Consider the following 16864-nt stretch of genomic DNA (forward strand, 5'->3'; position numbering starts at 1 on the left):
ACGGCCTGGCGAAGAACGCGCTGGCGATTGCGACAGGACGATCAGCGCTATCGCTGCGAGGAAGCCGTTCAGCGCCGACGCCGCCGTCGCAATCGCCAGCGCGTTCTTCGCCAGGCCGTTCTGTGCCATCGGATACCCGTCGAGCGTCGTCGCCGCGGCCGACTCCGTGCCCGGAGCGTTGAGCAGGATGGCGGCGATCGAGCCGCCGAACATCGCGCCGCTGTAGATCGCCACCAGAAGGATGATCGCGGCTGTCGTCTCGAGCGGCAGCGTGAGCGGGAGCACGATTGCCATCCCGACCGGCGAACCGATACCCGGGAGCGCTCCCAGGACGATGCCGAGCATCATTCCGACCGCGAGCCATCCGATCGTCGGCCAGCTCAGTGCGATCGACAGTCCTTCGAAGAAGGCGCTGACCGCCGCCATTTACACCCCACCCCCGGTGATCGGCTCGGCCAGCAGCGGCAGGAACGGACTGAAATCGAAGATGTGTCCCTGGTCGAACGGGAGGACGAGGTACGTCATGAAGAGGTAGATGACGAACGTCCCCAGGACGGCGAGCAAGACGCTGGTAATGGGGTTGGTACGGAACCAGAGCGTATAGCCGAGAATGTAAATCGGCGTCGCGAAGAGGAAGCCGGCGGCCCACCCGCCCGCGAAGTACAGGATCGTCGTGACCACCATAAACGTCGTCTCGTCCACCCTGTAGCCGTACTCGGCTCCGAGCGTCTCCGCTTCGTACTCCTCGTCGGTCGTCTCCGGCTCCTCGAGGTTCGCTTTACTTCCGGGGATGTCTGACTCGTCGGTGCTCGTAATCGAAATGCTCTCGGCGACGAACGTCCGGAGCGGCCCCGGAAGATAGTCCCGGAAGAGTAACAACAGCGAGCCGACGAAAACGATCGACGCGGTCAACTGAGGGAACACTCGAGCGTCGTCGGGGTAGTTACTCAAAACCGGCTCGACGATGAATAGCGCACTCACCCCGATCAGAACAACGAGCATGATCTGCTCCGCCGTTACGTTATGTTCGGTGTATTTTGAACTCATAGCTATAATGTAGCGGTTGAAGTACCACTCCGAACTAGGAGTGTTCGTCGACGAGACTGACGATGTCCAGGTCTTCGAACTCCTCGAAGGCGTCGTCGATGGCCGCGGTAGCGGCGTCGGGGCCCTCGAAGAAGATCGGGTTCCCAGTCTCCTCGGACCACTCCTCGTATCGCTCGTCCTGAGTGGCTTCTTCGATTCGATTTGCGAGTTCGTCGATGATGTTCTCGGACGTGTCCGGCGGCGCGTACAGGCCGCGATTGACGCCCGCGACGAAGTCCATGTTCGGGTACCCCTCGTCGGTGACCGACGGGATGTCGGGATACACGTCGGTCCCCTCGCTGAAGAACGTACAGATCGGGTACACTCCGCCGGAATCGACGTTGGGTCGCGTCCCGGCGTCGGTCCCGATCCCACAGGGCACCTCGCCGGAAGTCACTGCCTCCGCGATCGGCCCAGTGCCGGTGTACTGAACGCGGTTCTCCCACTGCCAGTCGTACTCGTCGGCGTACTCCGGTTCGTGTTTCGCCAGCAGCGTCATGATGTCCTGCGGGCTTCCCGGCTCCTGAATGCCGATGGAGTCCCACTCACCGGAGTTGTGCTTTTCTTTGACGTCGTCGAACGTCTCGACTTCCCCTTCGTACTCCTCGTTGACGATGAGACACCACGTCGAGCGACCGATGATGCCGAGCCCGTTCAGGTCGCGCTGGTCGAACCCGGGATCCTCGAGCAGTTGCGGTGTTACCTCGAGCGGGACGGCGCTTCCCGAGATGGTGTGCCCATCGGGCTGGGATCCGTAGAGGTCGCCGAAGCCGTTGAGACCGCCACCGCCGGGCACGTTGTCGATCTGAATGTCTTGCCCCATGGCGTCGGTGAGCGGTTCGACGATGCCGCGTGCGTACACGTCGGTCCCACCGCCCTCGTCGTACGGAACGATGTATCGGATCGTCTCGGACGGCTCCCAATTTTCGTCGGCTTCGACACCCGGCCCGTCTTCTGTGAGACATCCTGCTAGCGATACGGCCGCCCCGGCGCCGGCCACTCGAAGGAACCGTCGCCTGGTCGATGTGCTTGCTGCTACCACCTGCTGTCGTTGCTTTCTCTCGGACATGCTTATCGAGCCACGAATCCTGGTATGTGTTATTTAACGCCGTGTGCCAGGTTCACAATACCATGATCAAAGAGTATAAACATAAAGATACCCCCTGCTTTCTCTCCATTTTGGGACGAATTTTATCCGGCGAGGCGTCCGGGCGGGATCGTCCGTCGGCCGCTGAAGCCGACCGCCAAACGCCAGCATTCGAACGACGGTCCCGTTCCGGCGTCATCGTCGAACTGGAGACACCCAGCGTTTCGACGGCTGCCCGATCTCAGCGGCGCGGTTTCCGCGGGTACCGCGATCGAACCCGAGTAAATTCTTTATGGACGGAGATGGAGAGTGTAGCTATGACTGTCATTGGAGCAGTCGATCGGTCCGATAGAGCGCCGGATATCGTCAGGCAAGCACACGAACTGGGCGAGGCGTTCGACGAGCCGGTCGAAATCGTTCACGTTCTCACCCGCGACGAGTTCGTCTCGCTGGAGCGGACGACCGTGAACGAAACGGGAGAGACGATCCCGACCGAAGACGTGGTGCAGATCGCGGCGGACATCGCAGCGGAAGCCATCGACCGGGCGAACGTCGACGCGACGCCCGTCGGCCTCATGGGCGATCCCGCGGACGAGATCGGCAGCTACGCCGACGAGGGGACGAGCTATATCGTCGTCGCGGGACGGAAGCGCTCGCCGGTCGGAAAGGCGCTGTTCGGAAGCGTCGCCCAGTCGGTGCTGCTCAACGCGTCCGTCCCCGTCGTTTCGATCCGTACCGAGTGATCCGACGAGTCGACTCCCGACCTCGGGCGCTGTCCCTAGCGGATCGTCCGTCAGTAGCGCGGCGTCGATTGTCGCGCTCGCGCCGCGACCGAACGAGCAACCAGCGGCTCGGTTCGATCGTATGATTGGTATTGTAACACAAACTTTTTTGTCGTATTTCGCGGTATACGACGTGAGGTATGGTCAGCCATAGCGCCTACGAGAGTATCACTCTCGATATCGAAGACGGTATCGCGACGATCGAGTTTCACCGACCGGGGGTCCACAACGCCCTCAACAACGAGGTCATGCTCGATCTCAAACGCGCGTTCGACGAGATCCAGCTCACCCGCACCATTGACGCCGTCGTGATCACGGGCGAGGGCGACGACGCGTTTTCCGCCGGCGCGGACATCTCGCAGTACGCCGGCCCGGCGACGGAGCACGATCCGCTGCAGCGGGACCGGCAGGAACTGTTCTACGAAATGTATCAAAAGCCCTACGAGTGTCACGCTCCGGTCATCGCGAAGATAAACGGGTACTGCGTCGGCGGCGGGCTGATCTTCGCGATGTACTGCGACATCCGCATCGCGGTCGAGGACGCGCAGTTCGGCGTCCCGACCGCCAACATCGGACAGATCCCGACCGGCGGCTCGACGTGGCGAGCCGTCGAACTCGTCGGCGAGGCGAAGGCGAAAGAACTCGTGTACACGGCGGGGATGATCGACGCGGCCGAAGCGGAACGGATCGGACTGATCAACCGCGCCGTTCCGAGAGCGGAACTCGACGACACCGTCGCCGAGATCGTCGCCGGCATCCAGGGAACCGGCCGAAAGGCAGTGAAGAACTCGAAGCGGGCGCTCAACGACGCCTCCCGCGTCGAAACCCTCGAAGAAGCGCGCGAGCGAGAGGCTGAACTCTGGTGGGAGCAGTTCGCCACCGACGAGCGTCGTGAGCTGGTCGACGAGTTCAACGAGGCGGAGTGACGATGGGCGACGGACCACTCGCCGACGTTTCGGTCGTGGAGATGACCGGCCACCGCGCGGGCCCCTTCTGCGGCGCGCTCCTCGCCGACATGGGTGCGGATGTCGTGAAAATCGAACGTCCCGGCGTCGGCGATCCCGCACGATCACAGGGGATCGGCCCTGATGGCAAGTCGGGTTACTTCATGGCGAACAACCGCAACAAGCGCTCGGTGACGCTCGATCTCAAATCGAGCGCCGGGCGGGAGGCGGCACTGGAACTCCTCGCCGGTACGGATGTGTTCGTCGAAAACTTCGGGTACGGCGTTACCGACAAGCTCGGCATCGGGTACGACGACGTTCGCGAGCGGAACCCAAACATCGTCTACGCGAGCATCAAGGGGTACGGCGAAACCGGCCCGATGAAGGAGAAACCGGGGCTCGATCTCATCCTCCAGGCCGAAGGCGGACTCATGAGCGTGACCGGTCCCGAGGACGGGGCTCCCGTCAAGGTCGGCCAGGCGATCGGCGATCTCACGACCGGAATGTTCGCGGCGCTCGGCGTCCTCGCGCGACTGTACGAGCGCGAGCGGGCCGACGAGTTCACCGGGAAGTTAGACGTCGGGTTGTTCGATTCCATCGTGGCGCTGCTGAACGAGTACCTCACCGAGTACTCGATGGACGGCTCCGTGCCGGGGCCCCAGGGCGTGACCCACCAGACGCTCGTGCCCTACCAGCGATTCGAGACCGCTGACGGCTCGATCGTCACCGGGGTTCCGAGCGACGACCGGTGGGACGACTTCGTCGACCTGCTCGGGCGCAAAGAACTCCGCGAGTACCCGACGAACGCGGTTCGTCGCGAGAACGCCGACCGGGTGGTCGGGATTATCCAGGCCGAACTCGAGTTGGAGACGACCGAGTTCTGGGTCGAACGGCTGACGAAAGCCGGCTTCCCCTGCGGACCGATCAACGACGTGGCCGACGTGGTCGAACACGACCAGACGGCGGCCCGCGACCTCGTCGTTCCCCACGAGGATCCCGACTGGGGCGAGTGCGTGCTGCCGGGCCACCCGATCAACTTCCCCGAGTACGATACCGTCGTCCGATCGCCCGCACCGCGGCTCGGCGAACACACCGACGCGGTGTTCGCGGATGTCGTAGACGATCAGACGACGCTGGAAGAGTGGACCGAAGACGGCGCGTTCGGCGAGAACTAACGCGGCTCTGCTTTTCGTTCGATCGGCCGGTCTCCGTCGTGTTTGGATTCGCGGTTCACGATCCGCTGTTCGCAGGTTGCGATTCGATTCCGAGGTCGAAAACCGATCGGGTGATTCGCGACGCGAGTTCGCCGCCGAACCGATAGAAACCGCTCCCGACTCCGCTCGCTGTCTCCGTTACTCCTCGAGATCCGGCTGCGAGAGTTCGGTCTCCTTGGCCGTGATGAACTCGAGGAGCGCCGGCGTTCCGGCTTCGGTCTTCTCGATCGCCCGCTCGAGGGCCGGCGCGACCTCCTCCGGGTCCTCGATCCGCTCCGCGTAGCCGCCCAGGGCCGTCCCGACGTCGGCGAAGTCGCCGGAGAAGGGCGTCTCGTACGACGCCATCTCGTAGTTGTTCAGGTGAATCGTCAGGATGGGGATACCCTCTCGAACGGCCGTTTCGAAGTCCAGGCCGGTCATCCCGATCGCGCCGTCGCCCATGATATTGATGCAGAGCTTCTCCGGACGGTAGATCTTCGCGCCGATCGCCAGGCCGAGCCCGTAGCCGAGCTGGGTGGTCTTCCCCCAGCCGATGTACGAGAGCGGCTCGGTCGACTCCCAGAACGGGGCGAGGAAGTCCCGCGGGTTCCCCGCGTCGTGCGTGATGATCGCGTCCTCGGCGTCGACGACGGTCGTCAACTCGTTGATGACCCGGTATGGGTTGATCGGCACCTCGTCCGTGGTCAGTTTTGGCCGCCACTCGTCGAGCCACTCCTTGCGGACCGACTCGATCTCCGCGGCGACGTCGTCGAACCGACCGCGAGACTCCCCGTTAAGGCGTCGAGCGATCGCGTCGACCAGCGCTTCGAGGGTGAGTCCGGCGTCGCCGACGAGCGAGTACTCGGACTCGACGTCCTTGTCGATGTCCGTCGGATCGAGCGTCGAGTGGACGACCGTCGTCCCGTCCGGGACGGTGATCCCGTACGCGGTGTCCGTAAAGCTACACCCGATCCCGAAGACGACGTCCGCTTCCCGGAGGAAGTACGCGAGTTGGCCCGGTTCGCTCTTGCTCCCGGCACCGAGAGACAGGGGGTGGGTCTCCGGAAACGAACTCTTCCCGTTGAGGCTGGTCGCGACCGGCGCCTCGAGGGTCTCCGCCAGCTCCCGAAGGGCGTCCCACCCTTTCGCGTAGTGGACGCCCTGTCCGGCGTAGATAACCGGCCGCTCCGCCTCCAGGAGCACCTCGGCGATCTCCTCGACCCCGTCCGGATCGGGACCGCTTCGATTCGACGACGAGGGGTGATACTCGAGTTCACCGGGGACCTCCGCGTGGAAGACGTCCTTCGGGACCTCGACGACGGCCGGCCGCGGACGGCCGTTTCGCGCCGCGCTGAACGCGCGCCGCATGGTCTCGCCGACGGCCGCCGGACTGGTTAGCTGTTCGCAGGACTTGCTCACGTGCTGGTAGTTGACGCGAGAGTTGAACTTGGGATCGACGTCCGTCTTCGCTTCGTCGTACCCGGCCGGGATCGCGACGAGCGGTGCCGACTCGCCGTACGCCTGCGCGACGCCGCCGAACGAGTTCTCCGTTCCCGGGCCGTGCTGACACGCGAAGGCGACGAGTTCGTCACCGGAAGACAGTCGACCGATCGCGTCCGCCATGTGGACCGCGGTCCGTTCCTGCCTGGTGACGATGGTTCGGATACCGGCGTCCTCGGCCGCACCGGTGTCCAAGAGCGGGTTACTCGGGAAACCGAACAGGTACTCTACTCCTTCCGCTTTCAGGATCGTTGCGATTGCGTGAGTGACGTCCATGATCTTCTCTCCGGGTCGCGAATTACCTACTCTCTTCTGACCAGGATGATAAAGGTGCCGGTGAAATAGAATTTTCCTGTTAGAACTGGTATAAACGAAAAGGCGATCGGCCGTATCTGAATCGACGGATCGGACGAGGCTGAACTCGACGCTATCCACCCGAGACCGTGGTACTATCGGCGGGCGCTGGTCGACCGGAGTCGGCTCATCCGGAGAAGATCCCTTTGTCGCGGAACTCCCTGATCTCGGATTGGGTGTACCCCAACTCTTCGATGACCTCTTCGGTATCTTCGCCGAGCATCGGCGGTGCGTCGTCGAATCCGCTCTCGGCCGCGGCGAAGTTCAGCGGATGTTCGAGGATCGGAATGTCGCCGGCCGCGGGGTGGGAAACCGAGTCGACGGCGGCCCGCGCGTCCACTTGTTCGTTTTCTAATGCCTCGGTGACGTCGTAGACGGGGCCGACCGGAAGTCCGGCGTCCTCGGCCAGTCGTTCGACCCATTCCTCGGTGGGGCGCTCGGTGAACGCCTCGGACAGTTCTTCCTCGAGGGCCGCCATGTTCTCGACGCGGTCGGCGTTCGTTTCGAATCGCGGGTCCGCGGCAAGTTCCGGACGCCCGATTGCTTCGCAGAGCTGTTTCCAGAGCTTCTGGTTCGCACAGGCGACGTTCAGGTACCCGTCCGCGGTCGGAAAGCTCTGGTAGGGTGCGATCACGGGGTCTTTCGTGCCCATCCGATTTGGCTCCTCACCGACGAAGGCCTTCGCGGCCTGTTTCGTGAGCCAGGGCAACGTCGCATCCAACATCCCGAGTTCGACGCGTTCGCCATCGCCGGTTCGGTTGCGTCGGTAGAGCGCGTTGACGATGCCGAACGCCGCCCACATCGCCGTGATTAGGTCCGTCTGTGGCAACCCGACTTTTACCGGATCACCGCCGTCGGGACCGGTTACGCTCATGGTGCCGCTTATCCCCTGGATCAGCAGGTCGTACCCGGGCCGGTCGCTCCACGGGCCCGACTCGCCGAACGCGGAGATCGAGCAGTAGACGAGTTCGGGATGGTCGTCGCGGAGGTCGTCGTATCCGAGACCGAGCCGATCGGCCGTCCCCGGCCGGAAGTTCTCGACCACGACGTCGGCTTCGGCGATCAACTCCCGACAGATCTCCAATCCCTCGTGGGACTTCAAGTCGAGTTCGACGCTCCGCTTGTCGTAGTTCACCGTCCAGAAGTACGGGGACTCACCGTGTCGGGACGCCGACGTGCCCGGACCGTCGTAGTCGTCGACCGCGACGAACGGCGGCCCGGAGTGGCGGCTGTCGTCGCCCACCTCGGGGCGTTCGATCTTGATCACGTCCGCGCCCTGATTCGCCAACATCAACGTCGCGAAGCCGCCGGTGACGAACGTTGTCAGGTCGACGACAGTAATGTCTTCGAGGATCGCGCTGCTATCACGAGCTGCCATACGAGGACCATACGAGAATCCGATATTAAAGCTTGGTGTTAGTTACCTACTGTCAGAGGAAACGGTCAGGAGCGACAGGACGATCCCCGCGCCGACGAACGCGAGCGCACCGAGCGTCGCGAGCAGCCCGGTCTCGCTCGCGTACGTGAGAAGGGAGCCGGCCAGCGCGGCACCGCCCGCGCCGAATCCGAACATTCCGAGGTAGGCGTAGCCGTACGAGAGCCCGTGGACGTCGGCCGCCGCGTACTCTGCAATCACGACCTGGTAGACCGGTGCGGTCGCGTACAAGAAAAATCCGAGCCCGACGCACACGAACAAGAACGGCGCGAGTCCCCAGCCGCTTGACGGAATGAAGACAAACGCCAGGATACCGAGTGCGAACAGGGTCCCGAAGAACGCGTACTCCGTTCGAACGTGGTCGGTGACTCGCCCGCCCGCGTACTGGCCGAAGATACCGATCGTCAGTATCCCGGTGTAGATGTACTGTGCGGGCTCGATCGCCCGGCCGAGGACGACGTACGTGCCGAACTGCGGGAGATCGCCGATCATGTCCGGGAGGAAGGTCAGCAGTCCGCGGTAGTACACCCCGTAGATCATGATCGTGAGAAACGTGAGCAGAAAGCCGGTACTGAACAGCAATTTGGAGTCCGAGACGACCGATTCGAGAGTCGTTGGCGCGGTGCCGCCGTCCGTCGTCGATGCGGCTGCGTCCTCGTCGAACTCGATCAGCGATCCCAGCGCGACGACGCCGAGCGCGGGGACGGTAAGAAGGGCGACGACCGCCCGCCAGTCGAGAACGAGCAAGAGAAGCGCCGTGAGGAGCGGACCGAACGCCGTTCCGATGTTTCCGCCGACGCCGTGGTACGCGAACACCGTTCCGCGCTGGGTCGCCCCGCGACTGATGAGCGAGAGGCCGGCGGGGTGATAGACGCTCGCCGCAGTCCCCCAGACGATAACCGCCGCGGCGAGGACGACCACGTTCGGCGCGAGCGCGAGGAGGGAGAAACCGCCGGCCATTCCGATCACGGACGCGACGATCAGTCGGCGTGAACCGTACGCATCGGAAAGCACGCCGCTCGGGATCGCTCCGATGCCGATCAGTCCGTATCCGATACTGACGACGATCCCCAACACGAAAGCGGAGACGTCGAACGCGTCCAACCAGACCACGATGAAGATGGGAATACTCAGCTCGTACGTGTGGAAAATCCCGTGGGCGAGCATCGTAAAGCCCGTGATCGATCGATCGTTCTCATTCATGCCCGTCCACCTCGGGGGGCGTGCGACGGCGTGCAAGTAGCATTACGACTACGGAACCGGACGAACCACTTAATCGATTCCCCGCCGCCGACATCGGCGAGCATCGCACCGGGACCGTTCCATCCCGCATATGCGTACTCCCGGTGTGAACGGCTACAGCGCCATCATTCCTAGTCATTTCCAGAGGAAAGAATAGTTTGGTCCGGTACCCCTCAGTTCTCTCGGTGGCGGTACGTGGATAAAGAGCGTTCAACGGCTCCAATCCGAGTAATCGAAACCGAAATACGACGATAACGCGCGAGTTCGCGTTCGAAGCGGGGCGGCGCATCTCGCGAGGCGACGTCGGCGAGCCGAACGCGAGCCGTCCCCCCCGAAATCGCACGTCCGATCAGTGTGTCGCATAGCGACCGTTGTTTCCGTTGTGCTCGCAACTCGTCGCTGGGCTCCGCCGCCGGCCAACTCGTTACAATCGTATCACTGTAAACTCGATCGCCATCGGATGTATTCTTCCAGCGCCGAATGCGCAGCGGTGAGAGTGTATGTGACTCGACCGCATAGTCCAGTACCGACGGCTCGCCCCGCTCGGACCGAATCCCGTTTGCTCGGATTCGGCCGTTAACGGGTTCTGCGTCTCGGAACGTTCCCGGCCGTCGTATGATTTATTATTCATCGTGAGAGAATGCCACGCGTGTCAAACAAACCCAAATCCAGTGCGCGCACGACTGAAACGTCACTGGCGGTCGTCGACGCCATTCGCGACCTAGACGGCGCCACGATGAACGAATTATCCGAGTATATCGGACTCGCCCCGAGTACCATTCACCGTCATCTGGTCACCCTTCGGGAACACAAGTACGTAACGCAGGAAGACGGGATCTATCGGATCGGGTTCCAATTTCTGACGGTCGGCGGGTACGCCCAGCGAAAGACAACCGCGTATCCCATGATCAAGGAAAAAGTGGATTCGCTGGCCGCCGAAACCGGTGAACGCGCCCAGTTCATCGTCGAGGAGCACGGCGAGCGCGTGTACCTGTACACGGAGGTCGGCCAGAGCGCGGTACAGACCGGTGCACACATCGGCAAGCGGGGCGTGCTCCACACGAGCGCCGCGGGGAAAGCCATCCTCGCGAATATGTCGCGAGAGCGCTTCGACGAGACCATCGCGACCCGCGAACTCGAGCAAGGGAGCGAGAACACGATCACGACCCGAGAGGAGTTAGCGGACGAGTGCGAACGCATCCGCGAGCGAGGGTACGCCTTCAATCGGCAGGAGACGACCGACGGCGTCCACGCCGTCGGCGCGGCCGTGACTGACTCGGACGGTGAGGTGATCGGTGCGCTGAGCGTCTCCGGACCCGCCCACCGCGTGAAGGGGGCCCGATTAACGGAGGAACTACCGGAGCGCGTCCTCAGTGCCGTCAACGAACTGGAACTCTACATCGAGCACTCGGTCCACACGTAATCTCTCCCGGGTGTGCATCGGGTGACGGGTCGTCATCGGCGGTCGTTCACCGCGGCCGGGACGAGCGTCATCGTCGAATCCTCACCGTCTCGAGACGCCCCCTCCGCTATCGCGACGGCATCACCTGCCTCGAGCGCACCGTCGAACTGCGCAATAATGCTCGCACCGCCCTCGAACGATGCGAGGCCGAGTCGATTCGGCTCGCTGACGTCGTCGGGCGTAACGTGGACGGCGGTGACCGCCTGCAGCGTCCCGACGCCGGGATCGCGGTCGCGGAACGCCTCGGCCCCGCAGTCGGCACACCGGTGCTTTTCGTAGAACGTCCGCCCGCCGCAATCGGCACACTCCAGTACTCGACTCACGCGTTCGCCCCCACGACCGTACAGACGTTGTTGTTCCCGAAGCCGGCAACGTTGATCGCGAGCCCGTACTCGGGTGATCCGGTCGATCGCTCGTCCGGAACGTCGCCTCTGAGCTGCCAGACGAGTTCGACGATCTGGGCGATCCCGGTCGCTCCGAGCGGGTGCCCGCGAGCCTTCAGCCCGCCGCCGGGATTGACCGCCAGGTCGCCGTCGATCGCCGTTCGTCCGTCGCGGGTGAGCGTCCACGCCGTGCCGCGCTCGGCGAACCCGAGTTCCTCGAGTTCCAGCCACTCGAGAATCGTAAACGCGTCGTGGATACACGCGACATCGACGTCTTCCGGGCCGATTCGCGCCATCTCGTAGGCCGCTCGGCCGGCCGCGTGCGCGCTTTCGATGTGAAGCGGATCGCGGCGATCCGCGATCGCGTGGACGCCGACCGCGCTTTCGCAGGCCTCGACGGTGACGGGTGCCGCGTCCGCGGTAACCACGATCGCCGCGGCACCGTCCGAGGTCGGACAGCAATCGTACAGGCGAAGCGGCGTCGCGACCGCGGACGACTCGAGCACGTCGCCGACCGTGATCGGCGTTCGGAACTGCGCGTACGAATTGTTCGTCGCGTTCGCGTGATTCTTGACGGCGACGCGCGCGAGATCCCGTCGGTCGGCGCCGTACTCGGCGAGGTACCGATCGGCCGCGAGACCGGCGAACGACGGGAGCGTGATCCCCTGCCGATACTCCCGCTCGTGAGTAATGCGACTGATGATCTCGGTCGCGGTCGCCGTATCGGCCGCGGACATCTTCTCGCCGCCGACGGCGAGCGCGACCGCCGACCCGCCGGAGCGAACGGCGTCGACCGCGTCGCGGAACGCGCTCGCACCACTGGCGCTCGTGTTTTCGATGCGCCGCGCCGACGCCAGGTTCGCGCCCAGGCTGGCGGTCAGCGCGTTCGCGAGCCCGGACCGATCGTTGAACGCTTCCGCGGCCATGTTCCCGACGTGGACCGAATCGATCTCGGTTGCATCGACGGCCGCGTCCCGAAGGGCGCGCTCCGCGGCCGTTTCCAACAGTGCGAGGAGAGATCGGTCGTCCGCGGCTTCGAACGCGGTCATTCCGACGCCGGGGAGGCCGAGGCCGACCGGTGATGCGTCTGTGTCGCCGGCTGCGAACTCTTGCGGTATCATCACACAGGTATTGATGACAAACCACACGAGTATATAGGTACCGCCCGGGCGGCCGACGAAACGACCGGATTGAGAGTCGACCGTCGATCATCGTCGCCCGACGAAATCGATACGTAAGTGAAAACGATCCGAGAGCGCGACACGTGAAACCGGAACGCAGCGCCGGGATTCGAACCCCCGCCAGCGATCTCGGACGTAAGTGACACGGGTTGAGTCTCGTCGGCGTCACCAGCGAGAGACTGGGTATGAGTAGCGACCGATGGACAAACTCAGCGCTAGTTGTTCTCCATATCAGAATGAATTCCATCCTCGCCACCGCAATTGAGACCGTTTCGTCCGGGGGCCACAACGGGGCGTTGGTTTTGTCCCGCCACGCCGCCCATCCCGAGAACCGTTCCGAGACGGGATCTGTTTTCTATGATAGAACAATATTTATGGATTCAGATATACTGGAAGGTTGTATGGGAGACAGGGCCAAACACCCGGTTCGAACGACCGAGAAATCGCTGGAAATCGTCGCGACACTCAACCGACTCGGGAAAGCGCGGGTGACAACGCTGGCAGACGAACTCGCGATGGGGAAAAGCGCCGTCCACAACCACCTCAGTACGCTCGAAGAGCACGGATACGTGATCAAAGACGAGGACACCAAAACCTACCGCCTCAGTCTCAAATTCCTCGATATCGGCGGCCAGATCCGCAGCGAGATCGACGTCTACAAAGTCGCCGAACCGAAGGTCGAGGAGTTGGCAACGGAGTCCGGTGAACTGGTCCATCTCGTCGTCGAGGAAGACGGAATGGGCGTCTATCTCTCCCGATCGAAAGGCGAGCGAGCGGTCGATCTGGACACGTACGTCGGCTGCAAACACCACATGCACAGCACCGCGTTCGGAAAAGCGATCCTCGCACACCTCCCGCAGGAGCGTGTCGGCGAAATCGTCGATCAGCACGGCCTTCCGGAAGTGACGCCCCGGACGATCACGTCTCGCGACGAACTCTTCGAGGAGTTAGAACGAACCCGGGACCGCGGCTTCGCGGTCGACGACGAGGAGCGCCTCGAAGGCCTGCGCTGTATCGCCGCGCCGATCCGGTTCGACTCGGACATCATCGGAGCGATCAGCATCTCGGGACCGACCGCACGAATCGACGATACTTGGGAGAACAACGAGTTCGTCGATCAACTCTGTCGGGCGGCGAACGTGATCGAACTCAACAAGTACAAGGTCTGAGTACGTGGCCGCGGTGATCGTTCGCGGTTTGCTGTCGCGTTTTCGTATTCAGAATTTCGATGCTCGGTACCGTCTGCTCACGGCGACGTGCCGGAGCCGACCAGCCGAACCGCACCAGTTCGGTCCGTTTTGCCCGACCGTCGGCGGATCCACCAAACGACTTTAATATTAGAACACACTATTGGGAACCGTACCCATGAGTCTCGAACGGCGACACGACCGGGAGTTTGTGAGGACTTTCTTTACCTCTCCGACGGCGGTAGAAGGAGAAGACGATTCCGCGAAGATGATTCGGCGAGCGGCCCAGCTCCGCGGCATGCAGGCACCCGACGTCTGGGTGCCGGACAACGAGGACGCGACCGCACCCTCGATGCGCGACGAAGGGGCCGAGAACATCATCAGCGTCATTTCCGAGCACGGCGCCGAGTTCCCCGGCGAGATTCACCCACGTATCGTCTGGCACCGGGACAGTCCCGCAACCCGGTATCAGTGCTTCGAGCACCTTCTAGAGATCGCCGACCCCGAAAGGGATGCGATCCAGCACATCGACGGCTTCGTCATCCCCGAAGTCGGCGACATCGACGACTGGAAGAAGGCCGACGAGTTCATCACCATCGTCGAAAACGAGCACGGCCTCGCGGAAGGCAGCCTGGCCATGTCGGTCATCGTCGAGAGCGCCGAGGCCGAACTCGCGCTCGCCGACCTCCGCGAGGAGATGGGCAAGCCGTCGAACAACCTCGAACGGCTGTTCCTCCTCGTCGACGGTGAGGTCGACTACACCAAGGACATGCGCGCGATCACTCCCACCGGCGGGCTGCCGCCGTGGGAGGAACTCCGTCACAACACCTCTCGCGGCGCGAGCGCCGCCGGCCTCATCGCGATCGACGGGCCCTACGACGACATCCGCAACATCGAGGGCTACCACGAACGCATGACCGACAACCAGGCGAAGGGGATGCTCGGCATCTGGTCGCTGACGCCCGGCCAGGTCAAAGAGGCGAACGAATCGCCGCTACCGCCGAAGACCGGCAGCTGGCTCCTCGACGTGAACGGCCGCGAGGTCGAACTCGACGCGGAAGACGGTCGGTACGTCTACGACGGCGATGACGTAACCCTCGAAACGACCGGTGACGATCGGTACCGGCTCCTGGTCGGCGGCGACGAGCGCGAACTCGACGGCGACGACCTGACCGAGGAACTGCTCGATCTCACGTCCTACATCCCGAGTCTGAACGATATCGTCGACTCGATGGAGGAGTTCGAAGCGGCCAAGGAAGCCGGGAAGGGTGCCATCGCCATGGAGCGATCGGCAACCCTGCTCGTCGACGGCGTCGAGGTCGAAATCAGCACCGATCGAATGTGGGACGAGGCGACGTATCAGGCAGCCCAGACGCCTATCACCCTGTTCCAAGACGTCTACGAGCACCGTCCCGACCAGCACGAAGAACTCGAGGAACTCTACGGCGAGGATGTCGTCGATCGGGCGATGGTCGTCGGATAAGAGAGGGGCACAAAGACGCTCGTCACTAACGAGTAGCCAGTGTTCCTGACCGGACAAACAGCGAACAAGTACAAGGCTGTCGAGGATACCAGAGACGGCACTATCTAGGTGAGCTAGTTTGAGAAGTGAACAGGTCGTAACGTTGAGTTGGTCAATGCTCGCAGGCCTGCTCAGCGAGAACCATGAGGCGAATTTAGAAACATCTTGGGAGAACGAGCGGACGGCGACGCCCGTCAGGGCGTTCGATTTAGGAAACAACAACGATTCGAGCTGAATTGGGCGTTGGGCGCTTCCACAGAGCTGTTTGGAACTGGGTTCGTCGGCTAGCTGACAGCGGACACGACCCGACCACGGCAACCCCGTCGCGGGTCGCTGTCGACGAAACCGCTGTCAAGATCAACGGCGAGCGGTCTTGGCTGTATACTGCAATAGGCATCGAAACAAAGTTGATTCTCGACGTTGTATCGTTTAGTCTACATGAAACTGATCCTGCAACTTCGTTTCTGCAGAAAATCCGCGAGAAACACGGCCTATCCGAGTTTGAGTTTCTCGTTGATCGATTTGGCTATCGAACTGCACTCTCCCCAGTAGAACTGAGCGGCCGGGTCAACTATACCGACCGAAACCCTATCGAAAGTAGTTTTACACCCTCAAAATACGAATCAATCGCTTCCATAACTCATGGGTGGGCAGTCGGTCAAGCGCACGCAAGTGGATTGAACAGTTTATACAGTACTACAACCGCCAGAGGCCGCATCAATCGCTTGATGGAAAAACACCGACTGACGAGGTACTAAACTAGCCAGTTCTCTTGCCATACCATAAATATGATTTATGGATTCAGTTATTATTCATTATCACCCCTCACTCAGTCCGATCGACCTTGCTGCTATGGCACTATTTTGAGAGAGATGATCGCCAGGTGGGGAGACAATGAAGTGACAGTGTAGACTGTGAAACTATCATCTAAGATCTGACACAGAGAAATGCTGTTCCACGAACAGTGAACAGTTGGCTGCTCCAGAAAACTTTTCGCGAGAAGAGATGATTTCGGATCTCACCAGAGAGGTTTCAATAGGTACTGAAACGCCGTCCTCTGTCAGAATCGCTCACTTAGGCAATACCGTCCAAACCGTAGAGGAATCTTCTCACAGATGGAGCCGACTCCGCTTGCACGCTACCGTGATCGTTCTTCGATTGCAGCTTTCTCGGCGTACGCTTCGGCCTGCTGGGGTGTCTCCGTCTCGAGAAGATCGTTCAGCCGTCGTTCGAACTCCGTCTGGTCGATCTCGCCGCGAGCGTACCGGCACCGAAGGATGGATAGCGCGTCTTCCGTGTCCTGGGTATCACTGCTGTCACTCGGTGAAAACCATCGACCGCCCTGCTCGGCTTCGAGCTTGAGGTACGCAAACCCAGATCCCAATAACGAGGGGAGAGATCCCGACCACCTGGCCGGTAGCGAGTATTCCGATCCCCGCCAGACAGGCCATTATCGCAACCGCGGTGATCGCCCCGTCGATATCGTCGGCGGTCATGTTCGACCGT

Annotated in this window: 15 protein-coding genes and 1 pseudogene; 7 read left to right on the forward strand and 9 right to left on the reverse strand. The window is 62.3% G+C overall.

Features of this window, described 5'->3' with window-relative positions:
• The 3 genes from C480_RS18145 to C480_RS18155 form a co-directional block, all read right to left on the reverse strand.
• The coding region (locus C480_RS18145; RefSeq protein ID WP_006667087.1) for a tripartite tricarboxylate transporter permease at window positions 1-426 on the reverse strand (426 nt) is incomplete at its 3' end.
• The gene (locus tag C480_RS18150; protein ID WP_006667088.1) at window positions 427-1002 is read right to left on the reverse strand and encodes a tripartite tricarboxylate transporter TctB family protein; all 576 of its coding nucleotides are present in this window, start codon (window positions 1000-1002) and stop codon (window positions 427-429) included.
• 79 nt (window positions 1003-1081) lie between these two features.
• Window positions 1082-2086: a Bug family tripartite tricarboxylate transporter substrate binding protein gene (locus tag C480_RS18155; protein WP_006667089.1), complete on the reverse strand. Its 1005-nt coding sequence runs from the start codon at window positions 2084-2086 to the stop codon at window positions 1082-1084.
• A 404-nt stretch (window positions 2087-2490) separates the two neighbouring features.
• Between C480_RS18155 and C480_RS18160 the strand changes: the two genes are divergently transcribed.
• The 3 genes from C480_RS18160 (at window position 2491) to C480_RS18170 (ending at window position 5074) form a co-directional block, all read left to right on the forward strand.
• The gene (locus C480_RS18160) at window positions 2491-2916 is read left to right on the forward strand and encodes a universal stress protein (RefSeq protein ID WP_006667090.1); all 426 of its coding nucleotides are present in this window, start codon (window positions 2491-2493) and stop codon (window positions 2914-2916) included.
• Window positions 2917-3095: 179 nt separating this feature from the next.
• Entirely contained in the window at window positions 3096-3881 is a 786-nt protein-coding gene (locus C480_RS18165) for an enoyl-CoA hydratase/isomerase family protein (RefSeq protein ID WP_006667091.1), read from the forward strand.
• A 2-nt stretch (window positions 3882-3883) separates the two neighbouring features.
• Entirely contained in the window at window positions 3884-5074 is a 1191-nt protein-coding gene (locus tag C480_RS18170; RefSeq protein ID WP_006667092.1) for a CaiB/BaiF CoA transferase family protein, read from the forward strand.
• Between the two features lie 177 nt (window positions 5075-5251).
• Here the strand turns inward: C480_RS18170 and C480_RS18180 are convergent, their stop codons facing one another.
• From C480_RS18180 to C480_RS18190, 3 genes are read right to left on the reverse strand one after another with little or no spacing between them, the layout of a single operon-like run.
• Window positions 5252-7027: a thiamine pyrophosphate-requiring protein gene (locus C480_RS18180; RefSeq protein WP_275040290.1), complete on the reverse strand. Its 1776-nt coding sequence runs from the start codon at window positions 7025-7027 to the stop codon at window positions 5252-5254.
• Between the two features lie 46 nt (window positions 7028-7073).
• Complete coding sequence (locus tag C480_RS18185) at window positions 7074-8324, reverse strand: CaiB/BaiF CoA transferase family protein (protein ID WP_006667094.1); 1251 nt, start codon at window positions 8322-8324, stop codon at window positions 7074-7076.
• A gap of 42 nt (window positions 8325-8366) precedes the next feature.
• On the reverse strand, window positions 8367-9584 hold the full coding sequence (locus C480_RS18190; protein ID WP_006667095.1) for an MFS transporter: 1218 nt from the start codon (window positions 9582-9584) through the stop codon (window positions 8367-8369).
• A 679-nt stretch (window positions 9585-10263) separates the two neighbouring features.
• Here C480_RS18190 and C480_RS18195 point away from each other — a divergent pair.
• The gene (locus C480_RS18195; RefSeq protein ID WP_006667096.1) at window positions 10264-11046 is read left to right on the forward strand and encodes an IclR family transcriptional regulator; all 783 of its coding nucleotides are present in this window, start codon (window positions 10264-10266) and stop codon (window positions 11044-11046) included.
• Window positions 11047-11078: 32 nt separating this feature from the next.
• On the opposite strand, the gene C480_RS18200 is transcribed toward C480_RS18195, so the two are convergent.
• Together C480_RS18200 and C480_RS18205 are read right to left on the reverse strand one after the other, a co-directional pair.
• Window positions 11079-11408 carry a Zn-ribbon domain-containing OB-fold protein gene (locus tag C480_RS18200; RefSeq protein WP_006667097.1) on the reverse strand — a complete coding sequence of 110 codons (330 nt, stop codon included), beginning with the start codon at window positions 11406-11408 and terminating at the stop codon, window positions 11079-11081.
• Entirely contained in the window at window positions 11405-12589 is a 1185-nt protein-coding gene (locus tag C480_RS18205) for a thiolase C-terminal domain-containing protein (RefSeq protein ID WP_006667098.1), read from the reverse strand. Before C480_RS18205 ends, C480_RS18200 begins: the two co-directional genes overlap by 4 nt.
• Before the next feature lie 461 nt (window positions 12590-13050).
• On the opposite strand from C480_RS18205, the gene C480_RS18210 reads away from it, so the two are divergent.
• The 3 genes and pseudogenes from C480_RS18210 (at window position 13051) to C480_RS22430 (ending at window position 16121) form a co-directional block, all read left to right on the forward strand.
• The gene (locus C480_RS18210; protein WP_006667099.1) at window positions 13051-13818 is read left to right on the forward strand and encodes an IclR family transcriptional regulator; all 768 of its coding nucleotides are present in this window, start codon (window positions 13051-13053) and stop codon (window positions 13816-13818) included.
• Between the two features lie 196 nt (window positions 13819-14014).
• Entirely contained in the window at window positions 14015-15319 is a 1305-nt protein-coding gene (aceB, locus tag C480_RS18215; RefSeq protein ID WP_006667100.1) for a malate synthase AceB, read from the forward strand.
• A 154-nt stretch (window positions 15320-15473) separates the two neighbouring features.
• Window positions 15474-16121: pseudogene (locus C480_RS22430) on the forward strand (IS6 family transposase).
• 375 nt (window positions 16122-16496) lie between these two features.
• Here C480_RS22430 and C480_RS18220 read toward each other — a convergent pair.
• Complete coding sequence (locus tag C480_RS18220; RefSeq protein ID WP_006667103.1) at window positions 16497-16742, reverse strand: SHOCT domain-containing protein; 246 nt, start codon at window positions 16740-16742, stop codon at window positions 16497-16499.
• Window positions 16743-16864 lie beyond the last annotated feature (122 nt).

Source organism: Natrialba aegyptia DSM 13077, assembly GCF_000337535.1.
GTDB lineage: Archaea > Halobacteriota > Halobacteria > Halobacteriales > Natrialbaceae > Natrialba > Natrialba aegyptia.